This is a genomic window from Mesorhizobium sp. M6A.T.Cr.TU.014.01.1.1 (assembly GCF_004022765.1).
Classification (GTDB): Bacteria; Pseudomonadota; Alphaproteobacteria; order Rhizobiales; family Rhizobiaceae; genus Mesorhizobium; species Mesorhizobium mediterraneum.
This window is the reverse complement of record NZ_RZPG01000018.1, coordinates 100,020-121,303: the sequence shown is the minus strand read 5'-3', so window position 1 is coordinate 121,303 and position 21,284 is coordinate 100,020. Positions and strand designations below refer to the sequence as shown.

Below are 21,284 nucleotides of genomic sequence, written 5' to 3'. Positions count from 1 at the left end.
GCACTGCAATATGCCTGGAGGAAATGCGAGCCGGGGCTCGGAGCGCACAGTCATAGCCTGCAGCCCTTTCGCATCATTCAAATGCGAAGGGACCGGTATGACGGATATCTCCGCGACGCAGCTTGTCGTGTCCCGGTCCGCCGCCGACACATCGTCGAGAACAAGGCTGGCCTATCTCGACGGCTGGCGCGGCCTGTCGATCGCATTGGTGCTGATCGGCCACTTTTTCCCCGTTCCCGGAATCAACCTCGGTGTCATGGGCGTCGAGTTCTTTTTCGTGCTCAGCGGCCGGCTGATGGCCGAGATTCTCTTTGTCGAACGCTACCCGCTCAAGGCGTTCTTCAAGCGCCGGTTCTCCCGCATCTATCCGGCGCTGCTGGTTTTCGTCGTCGCTTCGATGGTTGCCTTGTCCGGCACCTTTGTCGCCTTCAAATGGAAGGCGGCGCTGACGGCGCTGACATTCACCTACAATTATGCCGGGATTCTCGTCAGCCGCGCCGGCGCGCTCGACCATATCTGGTCGCTGTGCGTCGAAGAACATGCCTATGTCATCCTGGCGCTGATCAGCTTTGTCGTTTCGGGGCGTGCGCGCGTCATCATGCTGCTTAGTGCGCTGTCGGTGCTGGCCATGGCGAATGGCGCGATTTCATACTGGGTCTTCGGAATGGACTACGAGACCACCTATTGGCGGACCGACGTGCACATCGCCTCGATCCTGCTGTCGGCGGTGATATGCCTGCTCAAGGCCGGCGACAGACTGCCGGCCTTGTTCAAGGGGCCGCATGTCGCGGTTGCGGCGTCCGTCGGGGCGGTCCTTCTGTTCATGGATGCGGTGCCGACGCCGATCCACTATCTGGTCGCGGTGCCGCTGTTGGCGCTCGCCGTCAATTCGCTCGACTTCAGCGCTCGTTACCTGACGGGATTTTTGTCCTGCTGGCCGATGGCGACGCTGGGGCTGTGGTCGTATTCGCTCTATCTGTGGCAGCAGCCGTTCTACAAATTCGTCTATTCGCAAGGCAGTGCGCCGCTGCTGATGCTGGCCGGGGCGTTCGCTTGCGCCCTGTGCAGCTATTACATCGTCGAAAAGCCGGCTCGCGCTTGGCTGAACCGCAACTGGTAGAGTTGTCGCCTCAGCCGGTGATCTGCCTGGAATAGTAGCGCACCGCCTTCTTGCCACCGTGGATCACCGCGTCGCCGACCTCGACGAAGCCGAGCGCTGCGTGAAAGGCATCCGAAGCCGGGTTGGGCGGCTCAGCATTCACCTCGCAAGTGACGATGGTCTGGCCGGCACGCAGGGCATGGTCGAACAGGTCCTTATAGAGCCTGCGGGCATGGCCGCGACCACGCGCTTCTCCCGCGACGACGACACGGTCGACATAGACGAAGCGCGGATAACGCTCGCGAAACCACAGGAAGTTCGGGCTGTCGTAGCGGGCGTCCTGGTCGAAGGTCATGATGAAGGCTTCGAGCGCACCGATGCGACGCGCATAAAACGCCTCGGCGAGCAGGAAGGACAGGCGCTCTGGCTCAAGCCACGACAACTCGGCCGCGTGCTCGTTGTTGAGGGCGAGGACGGCGGACTCGTCCTGCGGCGAGACCCGGTCGATCGGCAAGCGTGCTTGCGTCACGTGTTTTCTTCCTTCCGGGATCATGCTCTCGCCGCCGCAATCGTCGCCGCCACCAGCGCCGCGTCGGTCACCGTGTTGCGGTACTCGCGGTCGAGGTCGGTGCCGCCCATGCCAACCTGGGGATTGCGGTAGCGCATGGCGCTCGGCACGTCCTTGAGTGCGGCGAAGTGCATTTCCGTCAGTCCGGTTTTTTCCCGCACCTCGGCGATATTCCCCGGGTCGAGCCCGCCGCAGCCGAGAATGATGATGCGCTTCCCCGCCTGCCGGACGAGGTCCGCCAGCAGGGCTATGCCTTCCAATGCGGTGTCGCGCTGGCCGCTGGTCAGCACGCGGCCGACCTTGCTGCGGATCAGCGCTTCCAGCGCTTCTGCCGGATCGCGCGTCATGTCGAAGGCACGGTGGCAGGTCACGTTCAAGGACCCTGCCGCCTGTGCCAATTCGCTCATGCGCTTTTCGTCGATGGTGCCGTCGGCGCTCAGGCAGCCGACGACGACACCGGCCACGCCAAGCTCGCGCAGCGCGCGCACATCGGCGAGCATCGAATTGTATTCGGCCTCGCTGTAGAGAAAATCGCCGCCGCGCGGCCGCACGATGACGTGGAATGGGATCGTCGCCAGCTCAAGCGCGGCGCGCACGGTGCCAAAACTCGGCGTGATGCCGCCTTCGACGAGGCTGGCGCACAGCTCGACCCGGTCGGCGCCGGCGGCCTGGGCGGCGAGCAGGCCATCTATGCCTTCGACGCAGATTTCGATCAGCGGCAGGCGAGGGCGTTCGGTGTCGGTCACGGGGGCATCCGTTGCTGATTCAAGACGTGCAGCCCTAGCATCGGGCTCCTTGCCGTGAAAGCCGGAACTATTGGCTCAACGCGCGACAGGTCGTTGCCGTTTGCATTGCCGCCAGTTCCTCACTTGATAGATTCATAACCCGTGAGTTATGCGTCAATTCATAACCAATCAGTTATTGTTTTGCATGGACGGCGCGACATCCGGCTCGGCAGAACGCACTCGCACAAAACACGTCTGAAGGAGGCCACCGTGCAAGCAAGACTGAAAAACCCTGTGCTTCTCATTCCCGGCGCGCTGCAGGCGCTCGCGCTGGACAAGTCGACGGAGACGGCTGACCTGCCATACGTGACGCGCAAGCTCGTCCATTTGCGTGCCAGTCAGATCAATGGATGCAGCGTCTGTATCGACATGCATGCGCGCGAATTGAAGAAGGCCGGCGAAAAGGATGAGCGCGTCTTCACCGTGTCCGCCTGGCGGGAGACGCCGTACTTCACCGACGCTGAACGCGCGGCTCTTGCGCTTGCCGAGGCAACAACCCGGCTCTGCGACCGGCCGGATCCGGTGCCGGACGCGATCTGGGACGAGGCCGCCCGGCACTATGACGAAAAGGCACTCGCCGCCCTGGTCGTCCAGATTGCCTTGATCAACGCCTTCAACCGACTCAACGCCGCCACCAGGCAGATGGTCGGCGCCTGGGGATGAGCCGGAGCGGCTCGCCGTGACACATGTCGGTTTTCGCGGCGGTGCATCAGATCCGCAAATTGTGAGCGTTCGCGCGCACGAAGTCGATAAAGGCCCGCAGCTTGGGCGGGACGAGGCGGCGGCTGGGATAATAGAGGTGGAGCGGTTCGTAGGTGGGACAGAAAGGCTCCAGCACCTTGACCAGCGCGCCTGAGGCGAGAAGCGGCGCAGCCAGGCCTTCGACGGCGAAAGCAAGGCCAAGCCCTTGCGCGGCGGCGGTAATGCAGAGCGGAAGTGTGTTCACGATCAGACGTGCGTCGGGCGTGAACTCGACCTGACGTCCATCTACGACGAACTCCCAGGGCGAGATGGCGCGGGTGCGGGTGAAGGCGAAGGCGATGCAGCGGTGGGCGGCGAGGTCGGCCAGCCGCGTCGGCGTGCCGTTCCTCGCCAGATAGTCCGGGCTCCCCAAAACGACCGTCTGCAGCGGCCCGCCCAGACGCGCGCCGATCATATCCTTCTCGAGAAGCTCGCCGATCCGCAGACCGGCATCGAAGCCCTGAGCGGCGATATCGACGAAATTGTCGTCGAAGATCACGCTAAGCCTCACTTCCGGGTAAGCGTCCATGAATGGCCCCATCAGCGGCTCGATCAGCAGCGGCGCGGCGATCCACGGCAGGCTCAGGCGCAGCGTGCCGGCGGGGCGATCGCGGGTCTCGCGCAGCGCCGCGCCAGCTGCCCAGATCTCCTCGGCCGCTGGGCGCACGTGGTCGAGGTAGTGGGCGCCGGCTTCGGTCAAACCGACGCTGCGGGTCGTGCGGTTGAGGAGCCGCACCCCCAGACGCTCCTCGAGCCCCTTGACGGCCTCGCTCAACGAGGCCGGAGCGACGCCGAGCTCGGCGGCGGCGCGGGTGAAGCTCTTGGCCTCCGCGACCTTCACGAAGGCGACAATCCCGCTGAACTGGTCGAGGCGCATTGTGAGGAAATTCCAAATAGCCTTGTCGAACTATACGGATTTTTCCGGTGAACAAAAAGCGTCATGTTGGGTCCGACGAAACAGCAAGGAGACAGGACCGATGACCAGGCTTGCTTCGCTTGCCGCCGGCGCTCTCCTGGCGGTGTCTACCGCCCCCGCGAACAGCGGTCCGCAGGAAGACCGCAACATCCAGCTCATCAAGGACTATTACGCTGCTTACGCGACCGGGAATCCGGAGGCGGTCCGGCCCTTCCTCGCGCCCGACATCGTGTGGCGCATTCCCGGCCATCATCCGCTCGCCGGCGACAAGCGCGGACCGGAGGAAGTGGTCGCCTTCTTCCGTGGCCTGGCCGACGGCAATTTTAGGGCTGAGCCGATCTTCTTCCAGGCACAGGGCGACCTCGTCGTCGACATTCATCGCGGCTGGTCGAACGTCGGCTCAGGTCCCGAGATCGACCAGCTCTACGCCCTGATGTTCCGGATCAAGGATGGCAAGATCACTGAAGCACAGAATTTTTTGACCGACATGTACCAGTCGGACGCCTTCTACTGGGCGCACTACCCGCTGAAGCCACTGCCTGGCCGACTGACGGATGATCGCTGAGACGGTGGCTTTCCTCAACTTGCCGCGCTTCTCGCTCCAAACCAAAGGAGACTTGCGATGCTGAAAACCCTGACACTAGCCGCGGCAACCGCCGTCGCGCTCGCCTCCACTGCCTTCGCCGCACAGCGCGTCGAGCGCGTCACTTTCGCCTCGCATGGCGAGCAGATCGTCGGCGACCTCTATCTGCCCGAGGATCTGGACGCGATGGAAGCTCGGCCCGCGCTGGTCGTGACCGGCGCCTGGATGACGGTGAAGGAACAGATGTCGGCCCGCTACGCCCGCGAGATGGCCGACCGCGGCTTCGTCGCCTTGACCTTCGATTTTCGCGGTTGGGGCGAAAGCGGCGGCGCACGTCGCCAATACGAGGATCCCAGCGACAAGATCGCCGATATCGAGGCGGCGGTCGCCTATCTCGCGACCCGGCCCGAGACCGACAACGTCCGCATCGGCGGGCTCGGCATTTGCGCCAGCTCCGGCTATATGGTCACTGCCGCCGCTAAAAATACGGCGATCAAGTCGGTCGCCCTAGTCGCGCCCTGGCTGCACGATGCCGAGGTGGTCGAGAGGACCTATGGCGGCAAGGACGGCGTCGCGCAGCTCGAAGCTGTCGGCGATGCGGCCGAGGCCGCGTATCGCAGCACCGGCAAACAGGCCTTCCTGCCCGCCGCCAGCCTGACCGACGATCGCGCGATCATGTTCAAGGTGCCTTATTACACCGAGCCCGATCGCGGCATGATCCCGGCCTGGCGCAACGAGACCGATCCGGCCTTCTGGCGAGGGTGGCTGACATTCGATGCGATCCAGGCTGCTCCGCGCCTGCACCAGCCCTTTCTGATGGTGCATAGCGAGGCGGCTGCTATCCCGCAGGGCGCGCACAAATTTTACACGCGGCTGACCAACTCCAAGCCCAAGCGGGTGCTGTGGCTCGACGAGGTTACCCAGTTCGACTTCTATGACCGCGCCGCGCCGGTGAAGGCGGCGAGCGACGCTGTCGACGCGCACTTCCGCACCACGCTGGGCAGTGCAGGGAAGGCGGGACAATGAGCCCCGTCAGCCGCCGGCACGTCTTGGCCTCGGCAGTCTTCGTCGCGACGCTTGCCGCCACCCCTGCGCCGGCCTTGAGCACTACGCCGTCCCCAGCTGCGCTGACGGTCGAAGACAGGATCGCCATTGCCGAGGCAGTGGCGGGGATCGGCCTCTATGCCGATTTGCGCGAATGGAACCAGGTCAAATCGTATTTCGCGGCCCGCGTCACGACCGACTATACGAGCCTTTTCGGTGGCGAGGTCGCGACCAGCGACCGCGACGCGCTGATTGCCCAGTGGCAAGACCTGCTGCCGGGCTTCGACGCTACCCAGCACCTCATCACCAACATCGTTGTCGAAGGCGCGGGCAACGATGCCGTTGCGCGCAGCCATGTTCGCGCGACCCACTGGATCGACACCCGGTTCTGGACGGTCGGCGCAAGCTATCTCCACCGACTGGTGCGGACACCAGAAGGCTGGCGCGTCAGCGCCATCTCCATCCATCGCTTATACGAAGAGGGGGACCGCGCCGTGCTGACCGCCGCCGCGGACCGGGTGAATGCGGCGCGAATTGAGCAGCCGATTCGAGGTTGCTCGGAGCGTCATCAATGGGAATATTGATCGACATGTCGGGGTAGGCTTGGCGCATGCGGTATCAGTGCCGCGAACTGCGGAGGCAAGACATGACCCTTTCACTGCAGGAGATTTCGGATCGGCTTGAGATCGAACAACTGCTTGTTCGTTATTGCTACGCCGTGGACGATCGCGACTGGGAAGCCTATCGGAACGTATTCACACCCGATGCCGTGCTTGACGACACTGTGACGGGCGGAATCAGGAGCGGCGTGGATGAGCATGTTGCTTTCATGAAAGGCGCCCTGTCGAAGATATTGATCTCGCAGCATGCCATTTCGACAATTCTTCTTGAAGTCCGAGGGGACGAGGCCAGCGCGCGCGTGCATTGTTCATGCCCAATGGTGGTCGACCTCGGCGACGGCAAAAGGCAGGTCTTCTTCCAGGGGCTCTGGTATCGCGACCGCGTCGTGCGCACGCCCGAGGGCTGGCGCATCAGTGAACTCGTCGAGGAAGGGTATTGGACTCACAATTTGCCGGAGGGGTTCACCTTCTGACCTCAGTGACGCCCTCTGAGGGGTCCGCCACGGACGCTGTGTTCAGAAATGCCAGCTACTGGCGCAACACCGTGTTTTTGGTGCCTTCTTCGACCTGATCGATAACCAGCAGCTTCACCGGATCGGCGCCGACATTGGTGGCCTGATGCCACTGCCCGATCATTTCGATGATGAAATCGCCTGACTTGTATGTGTTGCTCTTGCCGGTCTCGACATTGGTGACTTGAAGCGTTCCGCCTTGGACATAGGCATAACGGGGAAACGGGTGCTTGTGGACCGGCAAGGTCGCGCCCGGCGCTATCTCAAAGGACGAAACCAGAACCTGCACGTTTTTCTGCGGCAGTGTTATCGGCTGGCCGGATGCGGTTTGCGTGCGTGACGCAAGTGGAGACACGACAACCGGCGTCCCGCTGCTGTCCAGCGCTTGAGCGGCATTCGCAAATAGCGCGGCCGCGAGCAGCAGCGTCGTCGATACCAGGATTTTTCGCATGATTCCTCCCAAGCCCAGCTTCACCATCGCGCAGCAGATATCCGCGCGCAAGCGTCTCCTTTCGCGAGGCTTAGGCGCCTCTCCTGAACATGCCAGGCGTCATGCCATGCGCAGCCCGGAACGTGCGGGAAAGATGGCTCTGGTCGGCGAAACCTGCCGCAATGGCGGCATCGGCGAGGCCGAGCCCCTGTTCGATCAAGCAGCTGGCGCGACGCCGTCTCCGGTCGCGGATATAGGCTGCGGGCGTCAGGCCAATCGCCTTCTTGAAATCCCGGATGACCTGGAACCGGGTCACGCGCGCGGCGTCGGCAAGCCGCTGCAGGTTGAGTTGCGAGCCAAGTTCGCTTTCGACAAGATTCTCGTAGAGCGAGAACCTCTGCCACGATCCCGAGCTTTCGACCTCCTCTGCCAGCCCGCCCCAATCGCCATGCCGAACGATGAGATGCCTCAAGGCGACGAGCAGCGACGCTTCGGCCTGCGTCGCGTTCTGGGACGTCGAGCCTTCATGCGCCGCCGCCAACGCTGTTGCGAGACCGCCGTCCTCGATGATCGCGTGCGAGAAAACCGGAGCGCCATCGCCTCCCAGCTCGCGCGCGACCGCCGTCATCAGCGGCACCGAGGGATAAAAGGTCCGGTAGGCCCAGCCTTCATCAGCACCTTGTTCCCCGTCATGCCACTCCTCGGGATTGACGACGGCAATAGTGCCTGCCGGAGCGACAACGCTGTGGCGTCCGATGCGAATGCGTTCGCAGCCAGAAGTAATCAGCGCGATCACATAGGTGGGGTGCGTGTGCAACTCGTAACGATGCTGCGTGAAGCGCGCCTTGAACAGGCCAAGGTCAGGGAAGCAGGGATGACGCCAGTATTTACTGGTTTCGTTCGCGTGCACGTCTTTCGTCCCTACTGCGGTCAATCTGGTTCAAGACGCCTCTTGTGCGACCTTCTAATCGTGATTCCGATCAAACCGCCCCGTTGCCGGCGTAGAAGGAGAGCATCGTGCTCCATAATGATCCCATCGCCGCCCTGACGCCAGAGGTCGTAGCCTGGCGCCACCACATCCATTCCAATCCCGAACTCGGATTCAACGAGCACGAAACCGCACGCTTCGTCACCGAGAAACTGCGCTCCTTCGGCTTCGACGAGGTTCATGAGGGGATCGGCGGCACCGGTGTTGTCGGCATCCTGCGCAGCGGCACGGGCACACGCGCCATCGGTCTTCGCGCCGAGCTGGACGCGCTTCCGGTCGTGGAGAGGACCGGCTTGCCCTATGCCTCCAGGAATGCGGGCGTGATGCACGCCTGCGGCCATGACGGCCACACCGCCATGCTGCTCGGCGCCGCCAGTCTGCTCAGCCAATCCCGTGCCTTCGACGGCACCGTCTATTTCATCTTTCAGCCAGCCGAGGAAAACGAAGGCGGCAGCATGCGCATGATCGAAGACGGCGTGTTCAAGCGCTTCCCGGTCGAGGCGATGTATGCCGTCCACAATTGGCCGGGGGGCAGGCTCGGCACGATCGCCGCTCGCGTCGGACCGCAGATGGCGGCGGTCGACAATTTCGAGCTGACCTTCGAGGGTCTTGGCGCGCATGCCGCTATGCCACAGCTCGGCGACGATCCGATCCTGGCGGCGGGTGCGTTTGTCCAGGCCGTTCAGCGCATCGTCAGCCGCTCGGTCGATCCGCAAACCGCGCTTGTCGTCAGTCTCACCCAGATCCACGGCGGCAATGTCGGCAACATCGTGCCGGGCAAGGTCTGGCTGCAAGGCACTTGTCGGTTTTTCGAGCCGGGCCATTCCGATCACTGCGAGAAGCTGATCGGCGAGATCGCCCGGGGCATTGCCGCAGCCCATTCGCTCAAGACCACGCTCGATTACAGGAAGGGCTATCCACCGCTCATCAACACCGCTCACGCGACGGCCCGCGCCATCGAGGCGGCCGCCGCAACCGTCGGAAAGGAAAACGTCTCGACCGACTTCAGCCCGAGCCTCGGCTGCGAGGATTTCGCCTTCATGATCCGCGAGGCCGGCGGCTGCTACGTGTGGATCGGCGCCGGCGATGTCGGCCCCGGCGAGGGCCTGCACGGCGATCGCTATGTCTTCAACGACGAAATCGTGCCGACTGTGATGCGCTATTACGTCAATCTGGTTGAGCAAACGCTTGCCGTCTCGTGAACCGTCAGAGGGGAATTGATGGTCCAGCGAGAACTGCCGATCTGAACGCGCTTCGTCGTCAGCGCGCCAACCCGGCGCATTTCACCCGGCCGTGGCCTCGAGTTGCTCTACGGGAACGGGACTTCCGAGCGCCGCCTGCGCCGTATCGGCCTGGTTTTCGTCGACATGCGCCATCACCAGAATAACTCCTTGAACAAGGTTGGGCTCACCCGGCTTTTTGGCGAGTGTCTGGAGAAGCCCACCAGCAAAGCCGCCGCAGGCTCCTCCGACGAGAGTCAGGCCAGCCGCCGCTCCGACAGGATCAATGCCGGTGGTTCCAAAAGTCCACAGGCCGATTAACAGACCAGCTGCCGCGCCAAGGGCGGCACCGCCCGGACCGCGCAGGACAGCGCCGATTTCGTCGTCGTAGGGTCCGATGACGCTGATCTGTTCGTGAGAAACTCCTGCCGCCTGAAGCGCGGCAACGGCACGCGCTGCCTGGTCGCGGGAATCGAAGAGTCTGCTGATTGTTCTCATTTGACGCTGCCCATAACATAGTCGCCCGCCGCTCGTTTAGAAGCGGCGGGCGTCTCCTCCCTCTCGTTCAGGTCACTGAATGATTTTGACGATCTTGCGTGTGCCTGGATCAACGACAACGGTCCGATTGTCCACGACAACGTACCGGTATTCGACGTCGGGAACTTCATGAAGCTCGACCGTATCGGGTAGCGTTGAGCCGATATTGAGTTCCACCCCGGGGAGCTCCACCGATGCGAGCGGCTGCTTTTCCACATATTCCCTAATGACGGTCTCCTGCTCAGGCGCGATGATCACGTCCTGAGCGGCAGCGGTGCCGACACCTGCCAATAGCAGAAATCCGGCGGCTGCAGTGGAAAGACGCATTTTCATGGTTGCCTCCTTATGTGAGCTCTCTTGGCATCATTCTTCGCGCTAGACTCCCTCAAACATGAGACCGCTGCAAACGTTCCTTGGCTGGGCTTCGGTCCGATCCGTGAGGCCCTGCCGTTGGACTTAAGTCTGATCTGCTGCGCGCAATGGGGCCGGATGTCGAGCGGTCCGGAACCGCGATTGCCCGGACTCGTTCGGCGCAAATTTACGGGACGAGTTCATGGAGAGGGGTGGCCGCCACCCTCATTCGGCAGCCCGCTTCCGACCGACATTTCTCACCCGTGTCAAACTCGCCAGGAGAAAGGAAATGGCCGACGAGAAAAGCAACCAAGACTTCCTCGACCGCAGGCGCCTGTCGGTCGACGAGTACTACGAGGTGGAACATTTCGCGCGAGAAAATGGCGTTTCGCCGAGCCAAGTCAGTAGGCTGATCAAAAAGAACGGTAACGATCGGATGACGCTCACTCAAGCGGTGAGAGCATTGCGCGACCAGAAGTGAAAAATACGCCGCACCTTGCGCCGCGATTGGCGGTCAGGCGTTGCATCATCTGTGCCGGGGAGATCGAAAGCATCGGAGCTGGCGTTTCATGGCTTTGCCGCCTCGCTCAATGAGGGCAATGGAGCTTATGCGAAAAATCCGCCGGGTGCGGTTTCCGTCCAGTCCGTAAAGCCCTAAGTTCCCCAGGGATTGATCAGTTGCAGATCAAAGATGGCGTCGCTTAGCGTCGTTCGACAACAGATTGGCCGGTTCTCTCGAATCGCGCCGCTGGCGCGACGCGCCGCCGACCGGGCCGTTGGGGATATGGCGCCACACAGAGCGACAAGACTGATCGATCGATGGAACGCACTGTCGCTTGCCACTCAGTTTCTGCTCGCGGGCGGACTATTCTCGCTGTCGGCGATGATCGTGGTGGGAATTTCCGTGACAAGCCAGATAGAAGCCGCGGTCACCCGGAACTCGGCTTCTGCGACAGCTCTTTACGTCGACAGCGTTATCGCGCCGCTGCTCCCCGACATGCGCAGGAGCGAAGTGCTGGAGGAGAGCGTTGCTCATGCGCTGGATGAAACGCTGGGGCAAGGCGCGCTCGGCAAAAGGCTCCAATCCTTCAAGCTCTGGCGCCGCGACGGAACCATCCTCTATTCGACCAACAAAGATTTGGTCGGGAAGCGCTTTCCACCCAGCGACAATCTCCGGGCCGCATTCGCAGGCGACATGGTCGCTGAATTCGACAAACTCGATGACCTGGATAGCCAGGCTGAGCGGGACAGCGGCTTGCATCTTCTTGAAATCTATAATCCGGTACTTCAGCCGTGGTCGGGCGAAGTCGTGGCTGTTTTGGAATTTTATGAGATCGCCACCGATTTTGAAACGAACCTCCGGCAGGCACTCGTCCGAACCTGGCTCGATGTCGCTGCCGTCACCGCAATTTTTTTCCTCGGGCTTTCGGCGATCGTCTTTCGCGGCAGCCGCACGATTCGTTCCCAGAGCCGGTCATTGAAGCAGCGCATTGCCGAACTTTCCGATCTGCTTGCTCAAAACCGGATGTTGAGATTGCGGGTGCAGCGTGCTTCGCAGCGCGCCACGGCGCTTAACGAACGTTATCTCAGGCGGATCGGCGCGGACCTGCACGATGGGCCGGCGCAACTGGTTGCCCTCGCTGCGCTGGGGATCGACAGTCCGGTGCTTGCCGATCCTGCCACGCCGGCTGCGACGCGTGCACGGGAATTGCGGGCCGTCAAAGCCAATTTGGACGACGCGATGCGAGAGATCAGGAATGTCAGCAAGGGCCTTGTGCTGCCGCATGTCGAGAATGCCGAGTTGACGGAAATCCTCGAGCTTGCCGTGCGAGCGCACGAAGAGCGAACCGGCGTCAAAGTGATGCTGTCCATGACCGGAGGGCACACACCCTTGTCGCCATCGGCCAAGATCTGCATCTTTCGCTTCATCCAGGAGGCGCTGAACAACGGCTTCCGCCACGCCGGGGGTGCCGGTCAATCGGTCGCGAAACATTTCGACGGGGAGCGCGTTTTTATCGAGGTTTCCGATACCGGCCCCGGTTTTGACCCGAAGATCGTCCACCCTGAAGGGCTGGGGCTCGTCGGGTTGCGTGAGCGGGTAGAAAGCCTCGGTGGCCAGTTTGCCGTAACATCTTCACAAAATGGCACGATGGTGAAAATGGTTCTCAATACAGTTGAAATGGGACAGGCGTGATGCCAGCAGCCATAAAACTCGCCGTCATCGATGACCACCCGCTGTTCAGGGAAGGCGTCGTGCGCACTCTCGAGCAGATCGGCGGCTTCGAGATTATTGCGCAAGGCAGCAGCAGAGATGACGCCCTGCGGATATCGGAAGACCAGCAGCTCGATATTCTCCTGATGGACATCTCGGTGCCTGGAGGGGGCCTGAGTGCGATCGAGCCGGCTCTGCAGCGACACCCGGATCTGAAAATTGTGATGCTGACGGTTTCGGAGGAGAACCAGGACGTCGTGACCGCCTTGCAGAGCGGGGCACGAGGCTATGTCCTGAAGGGTGTCGGGTCGAGAACCCTGGCCGCCATACTGCGCACGGTGGCGCTAGGCGAAAGATATGTTTGCCCGCAATTGTCGGCGCGTGTGCTGGTCGACTTGTCTACCCGATCAACCACGACGGCGAAAGCCGACGTGCTGGCCGAACTCACCAGTCGCGAAAGAGAGATCCTGACGCTCGTTGCCGCGGGATTGAGCAACAAACGGATCGGTCTTCAGCTGAACCTGCACGAGAAAACCATAAAGCACCACATGACGCGCATTCTTTCCAAGCTCAACGTGAGCAACCGGACCGAAGCTGCGATGACGTTGCGCGACGCCACCGAGCGTCAGCATTCGCCTGTTCCCCATTCTGCCTGAAGCAAATGGGGCCTTGCGGCCCGTGAACTGGTCATCACTCGATCATGGCGAGCAGTCTTGCCCGATCGGAGTTCGTTGCCTGCCGCCGAATGATGGTGCGGCCCATGGCATCCCGCATTTCATAATGGCGACCGTCGATGCGCTCGCTGAGCCCGTTGGAATGCACCACACCCACACTTGGCCCGTGCACTTCGATCCGGTCTCCAGTGGCCGCATTGATATATAGTTTTGGCTTGTTGCCGGGGTTTACCGCGGTGACCGCATCTTCGGGGGGATTGTCTTTCGGTGATTTTGATTTGCCCTTGCCCGCGTTGGCACTGGACTTTCCAGCATTTCCCGCGTTCCCAGAATTTCCCGAGTTGCCAGAATTTCCCGCGTTGCCAGAATTCCCGGCATTTCCAGAATTCCCGGAGTTTCCAGCGTTTCCGGAATTCCCGTTGCCACCATTCTGTGCCCAGGCAGTCTGCGGGCCAAGCGTCAGGCCGTCTTGTGCCACACGGTAGGGGCTCACGACGAGAATCAAGGTCGATGCAGTGAGGCAGATGGCGACGCGAAGCCTTCGTCGCCGCACGACAGGCGTCATCAATAGACTTGCCAATGTCACGTTAGAATATCCTCTAACCGTTACGGTCTGCGCTGCATTATGCCTATTGTTTCCGAGCCAATCCTCTGTGCGCTGCACCGACTTGTCACGCTTCCGCCATCACAAGGCGATGTCAAGGCCCACCGGTCTCAGGGGAGAAACCGGTGGGTCTCGCTAGCGCAGGAAGGGACTCATTGCTGCGCAAGCGTGTTGCCTTCATCGATCGGGTCCCATCAGCCGATAATAAGCCCAACGGCCGCAACCCCGAACACCAAGCCAAATACCGGGAAAAGCAGCCAACGTGCCTGCTGAATGCTGTGGTCCATTGCAGCCTCCTGTCAGGGGGGTCGGCATCGCAACGACGCCTGCCGGAGCCCGGTTCCTGAAACTCCCCTATTGGGGGCTTTTGCGATAGCAGCCCCGGACCAAAGCACTGCCTGTGCCAGCCCATGGTCTGCCAGCCGGCAGACTGAAGTCCTGCCCGGGGTTGATGAAGGCACCGTCGAGGGATGATCGATGAGGGTTCGGCCGGAAGGGTCCTCGACACGCAAAATGCCCGCCAGCTTGAACAGCGGAGTGTATTGGCGACGTAAATGGCTGTCGCCGTCCGATGAGTGGCCCTCCACCTTCAAACGATGAATGGTGAGGGGTCCGCCGCGGGTGCGGCGAGCCCCTTCACGCCCGACAAGGGCGTTAGGTCAGAATAAGGACGATCTTGAGCGTATCCGGGTCGACGATGACGATTCGGCCATCAGCCAACACGAAATACTCGTAGGATTCGTAAGCCGGGACGATCTCGACGATTCGCGGTGGCAGACGATGCAATCTGACCTTCTGCCGCGGGACCTCGATGCCCACGGAAATGTCAAAATCGGCGTCGGAAACCGGTTCGACCTTCTCCTCCTTCAGGACCTGGGTAATCTCCGTTTTCTGTTCAACGGTCACATTCTCGATCGAGCCGGTCGAAGTCTCATCCTGCTGAGTGGAGGCCTTGCCTTGGGTTTGCTGCTCGGTGGTGGTACCGGTCTCGCCCTGGGACTGCTGCTCGGTCTGGACCTTGGCCTTGTCCTGCGCCTGTTGCTCGGTGGTCGTGCCGGCCTTGCCTTCAGCCTGATCCTCAGGCTTGACCTTCATCTTGTCTTGCGCCTGCTGGTCGGTGGTTGCGCCGGCCTTGCCCTGAGCCTGCTCATCGGTCTGGATCTTCGCCTTGCCTTGAGCCTGCTCCTCGGTGGCGGTACCGGTCTCGTCCTGGGTCTGTTTACCCGTCGTCGAACCACTAGGGCAATCGGCCGAGCCGGGTGCGCAACTGGTGCCGGCGCCCGATTGGCTTTCGGCCGGCTGCTGTTCCTGAGCGAGTGCTGCTCCACAGCCAACGCCGATGGCCAGCATACTGGTGATCAGAACTTTTTTCATGAGATAATCTCCATCGAAAAGTCTGTCCCTTCAGGGGGGAAACCACCTCCAAGAAATTTTGTTCCAGGCGAATTGACCGGGCGGAAGCGGTGTACGCGTTCCTTCGTCGGGAGGAATTTCCATAGCGCCAACCTCCGAACATGAGCCTGCGGTTTTTTCCTTTGAGGATGGAACACTGTCCTGCGACGAAAGTTTAAACGCCAGCAGCATCGTATTGTCCCCTCATACAAATGCTGCGAGATCGGTGGCCCCGATCAGCCCGCGTCCTCTCCCGGAGGGCGCGGGCTTTCTGCTGTTGCCAGGGCCGTTACGGCGCCCGAGCTTGCCAGCGCGCTCCTCGAGGACGTGTCTATGCGCTTGAACCGTCGTGACGGCGTGACGACGAAGAACCTAGTGAAAGATGGCCGGCGCCGCAGGGGGCGGGGGAAGGTGGCGTTGCCTAGGTTGGCGCCGGCCAAGCGGCGTTGGGGTTCGCCACGAAGAAAGAGTAGCAAAATTCGCCGGATTGATTATGGCGTGATCGCGGAAGTTCGCCGGGTCTAGCCATAGCAGGCGCACCTCGATGCTTCCGATCCTGTCCCGAGCTGGGCGAGATACATCAGGGTCCGGCTGCGTACAACAGGCGCAGAACGCCCGTGCTGCTCCAATATGCGATCATGACTTTGGTCATGAGATTTTTCTTTCCAAAGCTATAGGATCCGCTCGCTCGTGGCAGGCTACGCCGCCATATTTGCGGTGACTGTCCGGTGAGTCGTGGCCGGTCTCAGACATACCGGCTGCTAACGATCTGGCCACTCGGCTGTAATGCCGGACGAGACTCGTGTTTTACGACGGCTATATTAAACTGGATTAAATCGCGGTTGACCATACTTCGCCACTTTATCAAGACTAGCCCGGTTTCACGGTTTTTGTCTTTGATAAAAGGCGGCGAAATAGTAAGGTGGCCTGTAACATTCGCTTTAGGGAACTGAGCCTCAACTTTCGTTTAAGGAGAGATCATGAACAAGATCATGTCGGGTTTGCTAGCGGTCGCGTTATCGGTATCGTTCGCGACCACCATAGCAGTGCCTGCTGACGCAGCTCAGGTATTCCTGCCGCAAGCGCCGTCCGTTTCGACTGATGTGCAGACGGTTGACCATAATCCGTGGGGGAAGCGCCACAACCGCAAAAACCGCAAATTTTCGCGCCACGATGGCTCCCACTGGAACGGCCATCGCGGTTATCGTGAGTACCGTCGCGGCCATCGCCGTCATGGCGACTACTGGTTCCCGCTGGCTGCATTCGCCACCGGCGCGGTGATCGGCAGTGCGATCATCAACAACAACCAGAACCGTGTTAATCGTGACGACGCCCATGTCGAGTGGTGTTACGACCGGTACCGCAGTTACCGCGCGTCCGACAATACGTTCCAGCCCAACTACGGACCTCGACAGCAGTGCAATTCGCCCTACTGATTCGGCGAGCTGAGATGTTGACAGAGCCCGTGCCGGCGACGGCGCGGGCTTTTTATGCCGACTGACCGCATCACCGCACCCCGCTTCGGCGGGGAGGCTGCCATTTCCTGATAGCTTCAATGGGTATGCGTGGAATTTGGCTCCCCGGGCCGGATTCGAACCAGCGACCAACCGGTTAACAGCCGGTTGCTCTACCACTGAGCTACCGGGGAACAGACGCTCTCATGTGAGTGGCGCAGCCTATAGCAAACCCGTTTCGGCTTTGCAAAGAAGCATTTCGTATTTTTCGGCGCTTTTTCGCGCGACGACTTCTCGCAATCATGTGCGCGCGTCCTCATATGAGCCGTCTGACGGGCTGCGCGGAACCGAAAAGGTGGTTGCGGCATTCGTCAGCTGGTGCTTTTACTTTGCCCGAACGGACCACCAACCAGACATGAGCGCAGCAAGCCACAACCATCCACCGGCACGGAAAATATCGGTCTTCGGCCGTCAATTCACCATGCCGCGCTCGCGCGGCCTCAGGATTGCGATCGGCGTCGTGCTGATCTTCGGCGGCATTCTCGGCTTCCTGCCGATCCTGGGCTTCTGGATGATTCCGATCGGATTGCTGGTGCTCTCCTACGAGTTTGCCTTGGTGCGCCGCCATCGGCGCCGGCTCGTCGTGTGGTGGGAGCGGCGGCGGCGGCCGAACTGACGACGCGGCAAGCCTCTGTGAGGGGGGCGTCTTTCCAGCCCGACTCAGCCCCGGCTAATGCCCGGAGCGCTTTCCCGGCCCTCGCAATTCTCCTTCAGAATGGCGGAGCCTTCTGCTTACCCGACGTAAGTCCAGGCCCCAGGCTTCTCTTTGCCATATTCCGTACTTAACGGTTAACTAATGTATTAATTGCAGCATGCGTATCGACGATTCGACACGTGGCATCATGGCCCAGAGGAAACCGTCCGGAATGCACCATGGCCGCTTGACGGCATTTTCGCCGCAACCTATTGGAACCGGGTGGAACGCCGGGAGCAATGAGGCCTCGTGGCGGAGTGGTTACGCAGAGGACTGCAAATCCTTGCACCCCGGTTCGATTCCGGGCGAGGCCTCCAATTGCCCAAGCTCCCGCGCACCAGCGCCAGGGGGCTCGAGTTCCGGTCGAAATGAGCCGCGGCCCCGGCGCGGCGAGCAGATTGGTTTTGGGCAGATTGGTTGGGATATGAGCGCTGATTTTGCCGAACGCCGGGTGAAAATGGTCGATGGCCAGATCCGCACCACCGACGTGACCAGCGCGCCGCTGCTCGACGCAATGCTCGTCGTGCCGCGCGAGGCTTTTGTCGCCCCCGGCCAGCGCGATCTAGCCTATATCGACGAAGACATCCGCATTGCCAATGGAGCGGATGGCCCACGCTATCTCATGGAGCCTTCGCCGCTGGCCAAGCTGATGCAACTGGCCGAAATCGACCCTGGCGATTCGGCGCTCGATGTCGGCTGCGGCACCGGCTATGCGGCGGCGATCCTGTCGCGGCTGGCAAAGTCGGTCGTCGCGCTGGAAAGCGATCCGGCATTGGCCGAGACCGCCATGTCGACGCTTTCGGCGCTGGGCTGCGACAACGTCAGCGTGGTCAAGGGATCGCTGCCGGAAGGCCATGCCGCGGAGGCGCCCTACGATGTTATTTTCATCGGCGGCAGTGTGGAGAAAGTGCCGGATTCGCTGCTCGACCAGCTTGCGGAAGGCGGCCGTCTCGTCGCCGTCGAAGGGCAGGGGAATTCGGGTGTGGCCCGATTATTCTTTAAGACAGGGGGGGTTGTAACCGGAAGAGGCGCATTTAATGCGGCAATTAAGCCACTACCTGGGTTTGAACGTATCCGTGCGTTTGAGTTCTGAATGATTTTGGCTTGCAGCAGAGGCGTTGTCATGTTCGCTTGCGCTTGAACAATCGTTGCTGATCCGCATGACTGGGGTACTCTTGGGGGCTGACAGCAGGGAACCTGAAACACACCGCGCCGGCTGCTCGAATGAGAGAAGCCGGCGCGGTGCGGTTCCCATGCAAAACGAATGAGGGAATAACGTGCCGTCTTTACGCAAGAGTCTTTTTGCCGCCGTCCTTGTTTCCGCGACCGCGCTTTCTCCGGTGGCCGCCTCGGCGGAAACCATCCTTGGTGCACTTTCAAAGGCCTACCAGAACAATTCCTCGCTCAATTCGGCTCGTGCCGGCGTCCGCGTCACCGACGAGGGCGTCGCCATCGCCAAGTCGGGGTGGCGCCCGACCATCACCGGCTCCGCGAGCATCGACTACTCCAGCAGCCATTTCAATGCCCGCGGTAATGTACCCGGCGTGAACCAAAGCACGCGTTTGACCACGGGTAACTTTGGCGTCCAGATCGACCAGACCCTGTTCGACGGCTTTCAGACCAAGAACAATGTCGCCGCCGCTGAATCGCGAGTCCGCGCCTCGGTCGAGAGCCTGCGCAACACCGAAGAGAATATCTTGTTCAACGCGGCAAGCGCCTACATGGACGTGATTCGCGATCGGCAAGTGGCGGTGCTGACGGAGCAGAACCTGCAATTCCTGACCGAGCAGGCGCGCGCGGCGCGCTCGCGCTTCGAAGTCGGCGAAGGCACCCGCACCGACGTCGCGCAGGCCGATGCCGAGCGCTCGTCCGCCGTGGCGGAACTGGCCGCCGCCCGCGCCCAGGCGCTGGCAAGCGCTGCGACCTATCGCCAGATCGTCGGCGATGAGCCAGGCAGGCTCAGGGCCGCTTCGCCGCTGTCGAAGCTGTTGCCGTCGAACCTCGACGCGGCAATCGCGATTGCATCCATTGAGCACCCCGCCATCCTCGCCACCCAGCATCTGGTCGACGCGGCGGCATTTTCGGTGAAATCGGCCGAAGGCGCGCTGCTGCCGCAGCTCTCGGCCTCCGCCGGCGTTTCCAGCGCCTATCAAAACACCGTGCCGCGCTTCGATCCCGGGCAGGGGCGGGATGGCACAACCAATTCGGCCAGCATCGGCGCCACGCTGACTATACCGATCTATTCGGGCGGCCGGAACTCGGCGACGGTGCGCCAGAATAAGGAATCACTCAGCCAGGCGCGGATCGAGGTCGATGTCAGCCGCGACACCGTGCGGCAAGCCGTGACCTCGGCGTGGACGCAATACACTGCCGCCCAGCAAACCGTGGTGGCCAACAGGCAGGTGATCGCCGCCGCGCAGCTTGCCTTGAGCGGCGTCATCGAGGAGCGCAATGTCGGCCAGCGCACCACGCTCGACGTTCTCAATGCCCAAGCCACCCTGATCACCGCCAAGATCAACCAAGCCAGTTCCGAACGCGATTTGGTGGTGGCGAGCTATGCCATTCTCTCGGCGGTCGGTCGCCTTTCGGTCGATCGCCTCGCCCTTCAGGTGACGAAATACAGGCCTGAAGAACATTATAATGCGGTCAAGGACAAGTGGATCGGCCTGCGCACGCCAGACGGCCGCTAATCGCTCCACCAGTTCCAAATTCCGCCCAATTTCCGGCATTAGAGCCCGCGCGTTCCCAAGGAATGCGCGGGCTCTAATCTGTTGAAATCCAACACACCCTCAGATTGGGGATTCTCGTAAGGCGATCCGTCGGTTACGCTGTTGCCATGATTCGAATCCGGCTTGGCCGGACTGGAAATCTGCAACGAGTCACAAGGGCGGCGGATGTGACGATGGCGACGGCAAGCAGCGTGCAACGCGAACCTTCCATGGAAGAGATACTGGCTTCCATCAGGAGGATCATCGAGGACAATGATACCGGTCGCAAGCAGCCGGACGAAGCGGACGACCTGCTGCAGGATTTGGCGTCGGTGACTGTGCCAGCACCGGTGGCCGGGGCGCCGCCGGAGGCAGGCAGGGCGCCGTCGGGGGCAGGCGGGACGCCGCCGGAGGTGGATGCGTTTCGCGCCGAATTGCGTCCGGGATTTGACGCCAGAAGGCCGGCCACGCTGGCTGAGGTGCAGAGGCCTCCATCGGCCGCCGAGCCCGTCGTCGCGCGCATGGAGCCGCCGGTGCGTTCCGATCCGGCTCCGCTCAAAGCTCCCGTGGCGCTTGCCGGGGTCGCTGGCGAGCCGGCCCCGACCGCCAAGCCGGATGCGACGGCAACGGTTGCGGAAACGACCGACAGCATCGTTGCCGACTGGCGGCGTGAGATCGCCGCAGTCGGCGAAGTGATGACCGCGGCCAAGCCGGACAGGGCTGAAGTGCGACTGGCGCCGGATGCCGAACCAAAGGCCGAGGTTTTCGAGGACGCGGCCGAACCTGCTTTCGAGCCGGCTCCGCCGCAAAGCGGATTGGCGCGCCCGGCGACAAACGAGGCATCGTCGGCTCGTCCGGCGATCCTTTCCGAACATACGGGCCGGCAGGTCGCCGCCGCCTTCGGCGAGCTTTCCGATGCGTTCGCCAGCCGCAGCAAGAAAACCTTCGACGAGATGGCCGAAGAGATGCTCAGGCCCATGCTGCAAGACTGGCTGGACAACAATCTGCCGACGCTGGTCGAGCGGCTGGTGCGCGAGGAAATCGAACGCGTGGCGCGCGGCGCGCAGTAACAAATCCGACAGCGGATGAGAC

Annotated in this window: 24 protein-coding genes and 2 tRNA genes; 16 read left to right on the top strand and 10 right to left on the bottom strand. The window is 61.7% G+C overall.

What is annotated here, in order from left to right; genetic code table 11:
* Window positions 1-97: 97 nt before the first annotated feature.
* Window positions 98-1,120, top strand: a complete 1,023-nt coding sequence (locus EN885_RS20895; RefSeq protein ID WP_128242613.1) for an acyltransferase — start codon at window positions 98-100, stop codon at window positions 1,118-1,120.
* Between the two features lie 10 nt (window positions 1,121-1,130).
* Here the strand turns inward: EN885_RS20895 and EN885_RS20890 are convergent, their stop codons facing one another.
* Complete coding sequence (locus EN885_RS20890; RefSeq protein ID WP_245493116.1) at window positions 1,131-1,628, bottom strand: GNAT family N-acetyltransferase; 498 nt, start codon at window positions 1,626-1,628, stop codon at window positions 1,131-1,133.
* 20 nt (window positions 1,629-1,648) lie between these two features.
* A complete protein-coding gene (locus tag EN885_RS20885; RefSeq protein ID WP_128242611.1) occupies window positions 1,649-2,413 on the bottom strand; it encodes a copper homeostasis protein CutC in 765 nt (254 codons plus the stop codon).
* 249 nt (window positions 2,414-2,662) lie between these two features.
* On the opposite strand from EN885_RS20885, the gene EN885_RS20880 reads away from it, so the two are divergent.
* Window positions 2,663-3,115: a carboxymuconolactone decarboxylase family protein gene (locus EN885_RS20880; RefSeq protein ID WP_128242610.1), complete on the top strand. Its 453-nt coding sequence runs from the start codon at window positions 2,663-2,665 to the stop codon at window positions 3,113-3,115.
* A 46-nt stretch (window positions 3,116-3,161) separates the two neighbouring features.
* On the opposite strand, the gene EN885_RS20875 is transcribed toward EN885_RS20880, so the two are convergent.
* Entirely contained in the window at window positions 3,162-4,070 is a 909-nt protein-coding gene (locus EN885_RS20875) for a LysR family transcriptional regulator (protein WP_127294162.1), read from the bottom strand.
* Window positions 4,071-4,170: 100 nt separating this feature from the next.
* Here EN885_RS20875 and EN885_RS20870 point away from each other — a divergent pair, with 100 nt between their 5' ends.
* From EN885_RS20870 to EN885_RS20855, 4 genes are all read left to right on the top strand, one after another.
* On the top strand, window positions 4,171-4,674 hold the full coding sequence (locus EN885_RS20870; RefSeq protein WP_128242609.1) for a nuclear transport factor 2 family protein: 504 nt from the start codon (window positions 4,171-4,173) through the stop codon (window positions 4,672-4,674).
* A gap of 57 nt (window positions 4,675-4,731) precedes the next feature.
* Complete coding sequence (locus EN885_RS20865) at window positions 4,732-5,718, top strand: CocE/NonD family hydrolase (RefSeq protein WP_128242608.1); 987 nt, start codon at window positions 4,732-4,734, stop codon at window positions 5,716-5,718.
* Entirely contained in the window at window positions 5,715-6,320 is a 606-nt protein-coding gene (locus EN885_RS20860; protein ID WP_128242607.1) for a nuclear transport factor 2 family protein, read from the top strand. Before EN885_RS20865 ends, EN885_RS20860 begins: the two co-directional genes overlap by 4 nt.
* A 62-nt stretch (window positions 6,321-6,382) precedes the next feature.
* Window positions 6,383-6,829: a nuclear transport factor 2 family protein gene (locus EN885_RS20855; RefSeq protein ID WP_158302569.1), complete on the top strand. Its 447-nt coding sequence runs from the start codon at window positions 6,383-6,385 to the stop codon at window positions 6,827-6,829.
* 55 nt (window positions 6,830-6,884) lie between these two features.
* On the opposite strand, the gene EN885_RS20850 is transcribed toward EN885_RS20855, so the two are convergent.
* Window positions 6,885-7,319, bottom strand: coding sequence for a cupin domain-containing protein (locus EN885_RS20850; protein WP_126106197.1), 435 nt, complete (start codon window positions 7,317-7,319; stop codon window positions 6,885-6,887).
* A gap of 70 nt (window positions 7,320-7,389) precedes the next feature.
* Window positions 7,390-8,208: an AraC family transcriptional regulator gene (locus EN885_RS20845; RefSeq protein ID WP_128242606.1), complete on the bottom strand. Its 819-nt coding sequence runs from the start codon at window positions 8,206-8,208 to the stop codon at window positions 7,390-7,392.
* A gap of 107 nt (window positions 8,209-8,315) precedes the next feature.
* Here EN885_RS20845 and EN885_RS20840 point away from each other — a divergent pair, with 107 nt between their 5' ends.
* Entirely contained in the window at window positions 8,316-9,488 is a 1,173-nt protein-coding gene (locus EN885_RS20840) for an amidohydrolase (protein WP_128242605.1), read from the top strand.
* An 81-nt stretch (window positions 9,489-9,569) separates the two neighbouring features.
* On the opposite strand, the gene EN885_RS20835 is transcribed toward EN885_RS20840, so the two are convergent.
* Both EN885_RS20835 and EN885_RS20830 read right to left on the bottom strand, forming a co-directional pair.
* Window positions 9,570-10,004 carry a hypothetical protein gene (locus EN885_RS20835; RefSeq protein WP_128242604.1) on the bottom strand — a complete coding sequence of 145 codons (435 nt, stop codon included), beginning with the start codon at window positions 10,002-10,004 and terminating at the stop codon, window positions 9,570-9,572.
* A 72-nt stretch (window positions 10,005-10,076) separates the two neighbouring features.
* Entirely contained in the window at window positions 10,077-10,376 is a 300-nt protein-coding gene (locus tag EN885_RS20830; protein ID WP_095485521.1) for a DUF1236 domain-containing protein, read from the bottom strand.
* Window positions 10,377-10,683: 307 nt separating this feature from the next.
* Between EN885_RS20830 and EN885_RS20825 the strand changes: the two genes are divergently transcribed.
* The 3 genes from EN885_RS20825 (at window position 10,684) to EN885_RS20815 (ending at window position 13,262) form a co-directional block, all read left to right on the top strand.
* Window positions 10,684-10,875, top strand: a complete 192-nt coding sequence (locus EN885_RS20825) for a DUF3606 domain-containing protein (RefSeq protein WP_095485520.1) — start codon at window positions 10,684-10,686, stop codon at window positions 10,873-10,875.
* A 303-nt stretch (window positions 10,876-11,178) separates the two neighbouring features.
* Complete coding sequence (locus tag EN885_RS20820) at window positions 11,179-12,588, top strand: sensor histidine kinase (RefSeq protein ID WP_127294228.1); 1,410 nt, start codon at window positions 11,179-11,181, stop codon at window positions 12,586-12,588.
* Window positions 12,588-13,262: a response regulator transcription factor gene (locus tag EN885_RS20815; protein ID WP_095485519.1), complete on the top strand. Its 675-nt coding sequence runs from the start codon at window positions 12,588-12,590 to the stop codon at window positions 13,260-13,262. Before EN885_RS20820 ends, EN885_RS20815 begins: the two co-directional genes overlap by 1 nt.
* 34 nt (window positions 13,263-13,296) lie before the next feature.
* On the opposite strand, the gene EN885_RS20810 is transcribed toward EN885_RS20815, so the two are convergent.
* Together EN885_RS20810 and EN885_RS20805 are read right to left on the bottom strand one after the other, a co-directional pair.
* Window positions 13,297-13,866 (bottom strand): hypothetical protein, encoded by a 570-nt coding sequence (locus EN885_RS20810; RefSeq protein WP_245493115.1) that lies wholly within the window; start codon window positions 13,864-13,866, stop codon window positions 13,297-13,299.
* 672 nt (window positions 13,867-14,538) lie between these two features.
* Window positions 14,539-15,258 carry a DUF1236 domain-containing protein gene (locus EN885_RS20805; RefSeq protein ID WP_128242603.1) on the bottom strand — a complete coding sequence of 240 codons (720 nt, stop codon included), beginning with the start codon at window positions 15,256-15,258 and terminating at the stop codon, window positions 14,539-14,541.
* A gap of 998 nt (window positions 15,259-16,256) precedes the next feature.
* Between EN885_RS20805 and EN885_RS20800 the strand changes: the two genes are divergently transcribed.
* Window positions 16,257-16,712, top strand: a complete 456-nt coding sequence (locus EN885_RS20800) for a BA14K family protein (RefSeq protein ID WP_128242602.1) — start codon at window positions 16,257-16,259, stop codon at window positions 16,710-16,712.
* 137 nt (window positions 16,713-16,849) lie between these two features.
* Here the strand turns inward: EN885_RS20800 and EN885_RS20795 are convergent.
* A tRNA-Asn gene (locus EN885_RS20795) sits at window positions 16,850-16,924 on the bottom strand.
* A 221-nt stretch (window positions 16,925-17,145) separates the two neighbouring features.
* On the opposite strand from EN885_RS20795, the gene EN885_RS20790 reads away from it, so the two are divergent.
* From EN885_RS20790 to EN885_RS20770, 5 genes are all read left to right on the top strand, one after another.
* The gene (locus EN885_RS20790) at window positions 17,146-17,406 is read left to right on the top strand and encodes a hypothetical protein (RefSeq protein ID WP_029353198.1); all 261 of its coding nucleotides are present in this window, start codon (window positions 17,146-17,148) and stop codon (window positions 17,404-17,406) included.
* A gap of 321 nt (window positions 17,407-17,727) precedes the next feature.
* Window positions 17,728-17,801: transfer RNA gene (locus EN885_RS20785), tRNA-Cys, on the top strand.
* Between the two features lie 107 nt (window positions 17,802-17,908).
* The gene (locus tag EN885_RS20780; RefSeq protein ID WP_128242683.1) at window positions 17,909-18,577 is read left to right on the top strand and encodes a protein-L-isoaspartate O-methyltransferase; all 669 of its coding nucleotides are present in this window, start codon (window positions 17,909-17,911) and stop codon (window positions 18,575-18,577) included.
* Window positions 18,578-18,761: 184 nt separating this feature from the next.
* Window positions 18,762-20,174 carry a TolC family outer membrane protein gene (locus EN885_RS20775; RefSeq protein WP_127204445.1) on the top strand — a complete coding sequence of 471 codons (1,413 nt, stop codon included), beginning with the start codon at window positions 18,762-18,764 and terminating at the stop codon, window positions 20,172-20,174.
* Between the two features lie 212 nt (window positions 20,175-20,386).
* Window positions 20,387-21,262 carry a PopZ family protein gene (locus EN885_RS20770; RefSeq protein ID WP_128242601.1) on the top strand — a complete coding sequence of 292 codons (876 nt, stop codon included), beginning with the start codon at window positions 20,387-20,389 and terminating at the stop codon, window positions 21,260-21,262.
* Window positions 21,263-21,284 lie beyond the last annotated feature (22 nt).

Excerpts from the sequence above, each read along its gene's own strand:
- EN885_RS20870 (WP_128242609.1), top strand. The coding sequence starts at position 4,171 with ATGACCAGGCTTGCTTCGCTTGCCGCCGGCGCTCTCCTGGCGGTGTCT.
- EN885_RS20820 (WP_127294228.1), top strand. The coding sequence starts at position 11,179 with ATGGCGCCACACAGAGCGACAAGACTGATCGATCGATGGAACGCACTG.
- EN885_RS20830 (WP_095485521.1), bottom strand. The coding sequence starts at position 10,376 with ATGAAAATGCGTCTTTCCACTGCAGCCGCCGGATTTCTGCTATTGGCA.
- EN885_RS20850 (WP_126106197.1), bottom strand. The coding sequence starts at position 7,319 with ATGCGAAAAATCCTGGTATCGACGACGCTGCTGCTCGCGGCCGCGCTA.
- EN885_RS20895 (WP_128242613.1), top strand. The coding sequence starts at position 98 with ATGACGGATATCTCCGCGACGCAGCTTGTCGTGTCCCGGTCCGCCGCC.
- EN885_RS20805 (WP_128242603.1), bottom strand. The coding sequence starts at position 15,258 with ATGAAAAAAGTTCTGATCACCAGTATGCTGGCCATCGGCGTTGGCTGT.
- EN885_RS20835 (WP_128242604.1), bottom strand. The coding sequence starts at position 10,004 with ATGAGAACAATCAGCAGACTCTTCGATTCCCGCGACCAGGCAGCGCGT.
- EN885_RS20865 (WP_128242608.1), top strand. The coding sequence starts at position 4,732 with ATGCTGAAAACCCTGACACTAGCCGCGGCAACCGCCGTCGCGCTCGCC.
- EN885_RS20855 (WP_158302569.1), top strand. The coding sequence starts at position 6,383 with ATGACCCTTTCACTGCAGGAGATTTCGGATCGGCTTGAGATCGAACAA.
- EN885_RS20790 (WP_029353198.1), top strand. The coding sequence starts at position 17,146 with ATGAGCGCAGCAAGCCACAACCATCCACCGGCACGGAAAATATCGGTC.
- EN885_RS20825 (WP_095485520.1), top strand. The coding sequence starts at position 10,684 with ATGGCCGACGAGAAAAGCAACCAAGACTTCCTCGACCGCAGGCGCCTG.
- EN885_RS20815 (WP_095485519.1), top strand. The coding sequence starts at position 12,588 with ATGCCAGCAGCCATAAAACTCGCCGTCATCGATGACCACCCGCTGTTC.
- EN885_RS20780 (WP_128242683.1), top strand. The coding sequence starts at position 17,909 with ATGAGCGCTGATTTTGCCGAACGCCGGGTGAAAATGGTCGATGGCCAG.
- EN885_RS20875 (WP_127294162.1), bottom strand. The coding sequence starts at position 4,070 with ATGCGCCTCGACCAGTTCAGCGGGATTGTCGCCTTCGTGAAGGTCGCG.
- EN885_RS20800 (WP_128242602.1), top strand. The coding sequence starts at position 16,257 with ATGAACAAGATCATGTCGGGTTTGCTAGCGGTCGCGTTATCGGTATCG.
- EN885_RS20860 (WP_128242607.1), top strand. The coding sequence starts at position 5,715 with ATGAGCCCCGTCAGCCGCCGGCACGTCTTGGCCTCGGCAGTCTTCGTC.
- EN885_RS20770 (WP_128242601.1), top strand. The coding sequence starts at position 20,387 with ATGGCGACGGCAAGCAGCGTGCAACGCGAACCTTCCATGGAAGAGATA.